Genomic DNA, 7042 nt, shown 5'->3' on the forward strand with positions numbered 1-7042 from the left:
AGTTCAACCTGCAGATCCGTGCACTAGGCCGGACACACATCTGCGGAACGCAGGCGAGACGGTCCCCGCCCACTGATTCACGCCGCCCGGCGCCGCGGCCGGAAGGCGCCCCGCCCGGTGAGCCGTACCGTGCGAGGCGTCCGCGCGCCGGCCGGGGACGCGGACGCCGCCTTCCGCGGGGGCCCGGCATGGTGACGGTCCGGATCCACCGGGTAAGGGTGAATCCGGAGGACATGGCGTGGCCAGGACGGTGGATGCGGTTCGGGAGTCGCGGTGGTCGCAGGCGCTGCGGGTCACCGGTCTGCTCGACGCGCCTGGTGCGCCCGCGCTGAGCAGGCCCGCCCGGCTGGCGGCGCGGCTGCTGGAGGCGCCCGCCGCCCTGGTGGTGCTGGCCGACGGCGACCGGCGGGTGTGCCTCGGCGCGACGGGACCCGCCGAGTGCTGGACGGGCCGGGACCTGGCTCCGTACCCGCCGTTCCGGCAGGTCCTGGCCGCGGACGCGCCGCTGGCCGTGACCGACGTACGGGCCGATGCCCGGCTGGACGGTCTGCCCGCCGTCGACGGGGCGGAACCGCGGGCCTGCGCCGCCTTCCCACTGCGCGCACCCGACGGAGAGGCGCTGGGCGTGCTGTGCGTGCTGGACGTACGGCCCCGGCGGTGGGATCCGCACGGACTGCGCCTGGCGGGGGAGGTGGCCCGCTCGGTGGAGGAGCAGCTCGCGGCGCGGCTGGACGAGGGGCGGGCACGGCTGGCGGCGGCACGGCTGGGCACGGTCCTGGAACGGGCGCAGGACGCGTTCGTGTCCATCGACGCCGCCGGGACCGTGACGGCGTGGAATCCCGCCGCCGAGCGGCTGTTCGGCCGGCCGGCGGGTGAGGCCGTGGGACGGCCGGTGGACGAGCTGATCGTCCCGCGGCGCTCCCGGACGTGGTTGCGCGAGGAACTGGACCGGGTACGGCGGGCCGGCTCGCCGTACCGGTCCGGACACCGGATCGAGCTGACCGCGGTCGATCGGACCGGGCGGGAGCTTCCGGTGGAGATGGCGCTGCAGGTGCACATCGAGTGGGGGGAGCCGATCATCCACGCGTTCCTGCGCGACATCGGCCACCGGGTGGCGACCCGGCGCCGGCTGGAGCAGGAGCGGCGGTTCCTGACGGCGCTGATGGACAGCCTGGACGTCGGGGTGGTCGCCTGCGACAGCGACGGGGCGGTGGTGCTGGTCAACCAGACGCTGCGCGAGATCGAACCGGCTTCGCGATCGGGTGCCGAGGCGCCCTCCTCGGAGGAGATGAGGAAGGGCGATTGGAACGCCCTCTACGAGTTGTACGACTCCGACGGGCGGATCCCGCTGCGACCGGAGGAGGTGCCGCTGGCGCGGGCGCTGCGCGGGGAGCGGGTCGACGGCTTCGAGGTGACGGCACGGGTGGCCGGGAGTGAGACGGATCTGCGCCGCTATCTGGTCAACGCCCGGCCGATCCAGGCCGACGACGGGCGCTGCCTGGGTGCGGTGACCGCCATCCACGACATCACCGAGCGGTACCGGGCCGAGTTGCTGCGCACGGCGCAGGAGGCGGTGGCCCGGGTGCTGGTCGAAGCCGCCTCCAGCGGGCAGGCCGCCGCCGGCGTCACCGCCGCGGTCGCCGGCACGCTCGGCTGGACCTGCGGCGAATACTGGCAGGTCGACCCCGATGAGACCGTCATCCGGCGGCTGGGCCTGTGGGTCCGGCCCGGACGGGACCTCGACGCGCTGATCCGCGACGAACCCGACGTGTTCCCGCGCGGGGGCGGTCTGGCCGGAACGGTGTGGGCGAGCGCCCGCCGGACCTGGATCCCCGACCTGGCCGCCGACCCGCTCGACTTCCTCCGGAAACCGGCCGCGCTGCGCGTCGGGCTGCGCGCCGCGATGGGCCTGCCGGTGCACAGCGGCCGACGCGTGCTGGGCGTGCTGACCTTCTTCACCGACGCCGTCCAGGAGGCCGACGAGGACCTGACGGCCATGCTGGACGGCATCTCCACCCACATGGGCCGCTACCTGGAACACCGTCGATCCCACGAGCTGGCCTCGGCCCTGGATGCCGACCGCCGCCACCTGGACCGCATCGTCGCTCAGATCGACGACTACGTGTGGACGGTCGAGGTCGCCGCCGACGGCACGGTCCACCCGGTCTATCTGGACTCCGACAGCAGCCTCGTGTTCGGCGGCAGGCTGCCCGCCGGCGCCGACGCCGCCGCGGTCATGGCCGAACTGGTCCACTCCGACGACTGGGATTCCTTCGCCGCCTTCCACACCGCCATTACCCATGCCCGGCCCGCCCAGCTGGAGTGCCGCGTCGTCGGGCTGGACGGGGTGACCCGCTGGGTGTGGATCCGGGCCCGGCCCCGCCGGGAAGACCATCGGCTGCTGGTCGACGGCATCACCAGCGACGTGTCCGAGCGTCACCGTCTGGCCGAGCAGCGCGAGCTCCTGCTGGCCCGCCAGCAGGAGCAGGTGCGCCGCCTGCGGGAGCTGGACCGGATGAAGGACGAGCTGGTGGCGCTGGTCAGCCATGAACTGCGTTCGCCGATCGGCACCATCCGCGGTCATGCCTCGCTGCTGCTGGACGATCCGGAGCTGAGCACCGAGCAGCGCACCTTCGCGGACGTGATCGACCGCAAGAGCGCGCATCTGCAGCGGCTGGTCGACGATCTGCTGGACCTGGCGCGGCTGGACGCCGGGCGGATCGCGCTCGATCCGCAACCGGTGGCGTTGGCCGGACTGGTACGCCAGGCGGTCGACGACCACCGGCCGGCGGTGACCGCCAAGCGGCTGCAGGTGCGGGCGGAGGTGGCCGAAGGGCTGTGGGTGCGGGCCGATCCGGTGCGGTTGCGTCAGGTGCTGGACAACCTGCTCTCCAACGCGGTCAAGTACACGCCGGACGGGGGCGAGATCACCGTCACCGCCCGTTCCGGTGGAGAGGGCGAGGAGCGCGGAGAGGGCCGGGGCGGCACGGTCACGGTCGCGGACACCGGCATAGGAATCCCCGCCGAGCAGTATCCGCGGTTGTTCAGCCGGTTCTTCCGGGCGTCGACCGCGGTGGAGTCCGGGATCAAGGGCACCGGCCTGGGGCTGGCGGTCACCCGGGCGATCGTCGAGGCGCACGGGGGCACCATCACCGCCTCTCCGAGGGAGGGCGGGGGCACGGTCTTCACCCTCCGCCTGCCTGCCGGGCCGCCCCAGGAGGAAACGGGCTGAAACCGTACCGGGCGGTGAGGTTCCGGGCCGCCGGGCCGTACCGATCGGTGGGGAGCGGGGGTGCCGGGCCGTACCGGGTGGTGAGGTTCCGGGCCGCGGGGCCTTGACCGGGTCAGGCGCCAAGGCCCCGCAGGGGCCATGCGGCGGGGCTTCTGCCGGGTCACATGACAGGGCCCCGGTGCCTGGAAGCGCCGGGGCCCAAGAGTTCAACACCATTCTTCCGACTGTCGTGTCGGTTTCCTCGTCCGCACGGCCGCCTCATCGAAAGGGGCGGGGTGCGGGAATCGCTTGGGCGTGACCGGAAACCACCTCCGTTCATTCGGAACCGCGGCGCCCGCGCGGCGGAAGCCGGTCCGCGGGTGCTCCTGATGGCGTCCGACTCTCCTTTCCCCGTGCCGGTATCACTTCGTTCTCACAGGCGGCTCGGCGGCCGCCCGACGCGTCGGCGGCGGATCCCGCACGGCCGACGGTCATCTCACAAGGGTCATCGACATCTGCCGCATAGGCTGTTTTTCCCCTGTGCACAACAAACGCTAATCACGCTGATAACGGATGTCCACATCGACCGACGTAGATTTTCTTTGGTGTTCGGCGGCGTCGTGACCGTGCCGCGTCAGGAGGGATCCGGGGCGCGGCGCGGCCCTGATCAGGCAGTTCCCAGTCGACCTCGGCGCTGCCGCTGACGCGGAGCTTGCGGCGGGCGCGCTCGTAGAAGGTCGTCGTCCCCAGCCGGACGACGCGGGCGGCGGCGCGCAGCGCGGTGACGGTGAGCCGGTGCCCCGGCGGCAGGTGCCCGACGACCGCGCCGTCCACCTCCACGGCCAGCCGCCCGCTCGTGGGCAGGACGTCGAGGGTGACCTCCTCGTCGGCGGAGAGCACGATGGCGCGGTTGAACGTCGAGTGGGCCGCGGCGGGCACGACGAGGAAGCCCTCGACGGTCGGGGAGACGATCGGGCCGCCGGCGGAGAAGCTGTAGGCCGTCGATCCGGTGGAGGTCGCCACGATGACGGCGTCGGAGGCGTAGCGCACGAAGGGGTGCCCCTGCACGGAGACCGCCACCTCGGACAGTCCGTGGCCGGGGGTCCGCACCAGGGCGATGTCGTTGAACGCGGTCACCGTCGCCCCTTCCGGCAGGGTCGTCCGTACGGCCATGCGGGACTCGACGGCGTACTGGTTGCCGTCGATGGCCGACAGCGCGGCCGGCAGCTCGTCCACGTCGATCTCGGCGAGGAAGCCGAGCCGCCCGAGGTTCACGCCGAGCACGGGGGTCGGCCGTCCGGCGATGAGCCGCATGGTGCGCAGCATCGTCCCGTCGCCGCCGAGGCTGACGAGCAGGTCGGCGCGGTCGACCAGGGTGGCGCCGTCGACCGCGATCGCGCTGCAGTCGATGCGCCCCACCTCGCTGGGCGACCCGAGCACCGTGACGTTCCGGGAGCGGGCCCATTCGATGATCGTGTCGATGGCCGTCTTCGAGTCGCGCCGCGGGTGCAGTACGAGTCCCACTGTCTCAACCATGCCCATGGGGACACGGTACGACCGCCCGGAGGGTCGCATGGGGGCGGACGGCCGGGGAATGAAAGCCGGGCGGAACCGGCTGATCACGACATCAGGAGAGACCGAGGAGACTGTGATGACCGTCAGCATCGCGTTCGTGCCGGAGCAGGACCTCTTCGAGGCCAAGGTGGACGGTGAGCACGCGGGGCAGCTGGAGTTCACCCGGAGGGACGGCGTGATCGTCTACACCCACACCGAGGTGGATCCCGCGTTCGAGGGCCGCGGCGTGGGCGGCGCGCTCGCCCGCGCGGCCCTGGACGCGGCGCGCGCCGAGGGGGCGCGGGTACGGCCCCGCTGCTCGTTCGTGAAGCACTGGATCGACCGGCACCCCACCTACGCCGAGTTGGTCGAGGACGCGTGACCAGGTGGAGCTCGTGGCGGATCGTGATCCTCTGGCCGCCCACCGTATGGAATCGTGATGAAAATCACGCAGTGCGCGCAGATTCGCCGCTCTGGGATTAAGCGCCTTCCTGGCCGGGCTCCCGTTCCTTGCTAGGCTGCAAGGAACCGTTTGGAACCGGGCGTTGTCTCACCCCGGCAGGTGAGACCGTCGAGAAGTGGGGTCACACCGTGAAGAAGCTGCTCGTTCTGGCGCTCGTCGCCCTTGGGGGGCTGCTGGTCTGGCGTAAGGTGCAGGCTGACCGCGCCGAGCTCGATCTGTGGACCGAGGCGACCGGCAGCGAGAACTGACCGAAGCGGCTGCCGATCGAGGTGTGCCCACGGTCCTGAGCAAGGTTGGGGTAATGGCACCCATCAAGCTTGCCTGTCTGGATCTGGCAGGTACCACGATCGGTGATGTCGCCATGGTCGAACGGGCGTTCGCCGAGGCGATCGCCACACAGGGCATCGTGCCCGGGACCGGCGCGTACGCACGTGCCATGGTGCATGTGCACCGGTCCCGGGGCTGCCCCAAGATCGACGTTTTCCGGGGCATCTTCCCCGACGACGAGGCCCAGGCGCAGGCGGCCAACCTGACCTTCGAACGTTCCTACCAGGGCGCGATCGACCGTTCGGGACTCCTTCCCGTCCCGGGCACCGTGGAGGCGTTGGAGAAGCTCCAGGGCGCCGGGGTCAAGGTCTGCCTCATCACCGGCTTCAGCCGGTCGACCCTCGACCGCGTGCTGGCCGCGCTGAGCTGGTCCGACCGCATCGACCTGGCGCTGAGCCCGGAGGACACCGGCGGCCGGGGGCGTCCGAGGCCCGACATGGTGCTCACCGCGCTGCTGCGCCTCGGCGTCGAGGACGTCCGCGAGGTCGCGGTCGCGGGCGACTCGGAGAGCGACATGCTCTGCGGTCGCCGGGCGGGCGCCTCGGTGATCGCCGGCGTCCTGACCGGAAGCCACAGCCGGGAGCGGCTCGTCAAGGGCGGCGCCACCCACGTCCTGGACTCCATCGCCGACTTCCCCGGCCTCGTCCTCGGCGACGACCTGGCCGAGCACCGCACCCCCGCCTCCTCCGTCCACTGACGGTTCCGGCCCCGGCCTCGTGACCGGAGAGCCGTACGGCGGGCATGCGCGCAGCGCCACTCCATGGCCGGACGTATCCGACCCGTAGTACTCGCCCGGAACCGGGATTCCAGCATCCTTGACCGGATGCTCACCCTGTCCGGCCGCTGCCGTGCTCCAGGCGATGCCGTATCCGCTGGTCGAGAGGGAGCCCGAGGTCATGGGAGACCGCTGAGGCTGTGCTGTCGGGCGTTGAGATGGCGGGTGGCATCTTCCGCCCCGGAGCCTCACCGTGAACACGGCTTACTCGGTCTCGCCTCGTTCCTCGCTGTCCTGCGGCGAATTGACGAAGGAGCCCATACCGTGTTCGGTGCGAACCCGGCCTTCCTCCCGGAGCTTTCGCGTGACCTTTCGCACGGTCTCCCGCGCGACCCCGAACTCTTCGGTAAGCGCGACCTCGGAAATGAGGCCGTTGACCGGATAGGTGCCGTCCTCGATCCGGTCCATGACGATCTCGTAGATCTGCTTCCACTTCGGGCGAGTCGGATCCAGTTCGGTGATCACTATGACAACGGTAGTAGTGACCTGGTCGCCTCTCATATAAGGTTACATCACTGACACCCATAGACATGCATAGACATGACCTCTATCCTGTCCGTGACCCCATGCCTACAGAACAGGCAGGCCCGGCAGGCGCTCGCGACGCCGTACCGGGCCCTTGATCAGGAATCGAGGTCCTGACCCATGCCACACCTTAGAGGGAGTTTTGTTAGCTTTTGTTCCTGTTCATCGTGAATAGGCCGGGTTCCGG

At 71.0% G+C, this 7042-nt stretch carries 6 protein-coding genes; 4 read left to right on the plus strand and 2 right to left on the minus strand.

Going from position 1 to position 7042, the window contains the following annotated elements:
* Positions 1 to 238 precede the first annotated feature (238 nt).
* Positions 239 to 3232, plus strand: a complete 2994-nt coding sequence (locus ACWJ6R_RS26705; RefSeq protein ID WP_449064876.1) for an ATP-binding protein — start codon at positions 239 to 241, stop codon at positions 3230 to 3232.
* 537 nt (positions 3233 to 3769) lie between these two features.
* Here the strand turns inward: ACWJ6R_RS26705 and ACWJ6R_RS26710 are convergent.
* The gene (locus ACWJ6R_RS26710; RefSeq protein WP_449064877.1) at positions 3770 to 4753 is read right to left on the minus strand and encodes an NAD(+)/NADH kinase; all 984 of its coding nucleotides are present in this window, start codon (positions 4751 to 4753) and stop codon (positions 3770 to 3772) included.
* A 109-nt stretch (positions 4754 to 4862) separates the two neighbouring features.
* Here ACWJ6R_RS26710 and ACWJ6R_RS26715 point away from each other — a divergent pair, with 109 nt between their 5' ends.
* From ACWJ6R_RS26715 to ACWJ6R_RS26725, 3 genes are all read left to right on the plus strand, one after another.
* The gene (locus ACWJ6R_RS26715; protein ID WP_449064878.1) at positions 4863 to 5147 is read left to right on the plus strand and encodes a GNAT family N-acetyltransferase; all 285 of its coding nucleotides are present in this window, start codon (positions 4863 to 4865) and stop codon (positions 5145 to 5147) included.
* A gap of 209 nt (positions 5148 to 5356) precedes the next feature.
* Positions 5357 to 5476 carry a DLW-39 family protein gene (locus ACWJ6R_RS26720; protein ID WP_211264163.1) on the plus strand — a complete coding sequence of 40 codons (120 nt, stop codon included), beginning with the start codon at positions 5357 to 5359 and terminating at the stop codon, positions 5474 to 5476.
* A gap of 53 nt (positions 5477 to 5529) precedes the next feature.
* The gene (locus tag ACWJ6R_RS26725; RefSeq protein WP_449064879.1) at positions 5530 to 6252 is read left to right on the plus strand and encodes an HAD-IA family hydrolase; all 723 of its coding nucleotides are present in this window, start codon (positions 5530 to 5532) and stop codon (positions 6250 to 6252) included.
* Between the two features lie 282 nt (positions 6253 to 6534).
* Here ACWJ6R_RS26725 and ACWJ6R_RS26730 read toward each other — a convergent pair whose 3' ends face one another.
* A complete protein-coding gene (locus ACWJ6R_RS26730) occupies positions 6535 to 6795 on the minus strand; it encodes a GntR family transcriptional regulator (protein WP_449064880.1) in 261 nt (86 codons plus the stop codon).
* Between the last annotated feature and the right edge of the window lie 247 nt (positions 6796 to 7042).

Source organism: Planomonospora algeriensis, from assembly GCF_977012225.1.

What these genes read in the sequence shown, in the direction of transcription:
- ACWJ6R_RS26725 (WP_449064879.1), top strand. Translation starts at nt 5,530, where the DNA reads ATGGCACCCATCAAGCTTGCCTGTCTGGATCTGGCAGGTACCACGATC.
- ACWJ6R_RS26715 (WP_449064878.1), top strand. Translation starts at nt 4,863, where the DNA reads ATGACCGTCAGCATCGCGTTCGTGCCGGAGCAGGACCTCTTCGAGGCC.
- ACWJ6R_RS26710 (WP_449064877.1), bottom strand. Translation starts at nt 4,753, where the DNA reads ATGGGCATGGTTGAGACAGTGGGACTCGTACTGCACCCGCGGCGCGAC.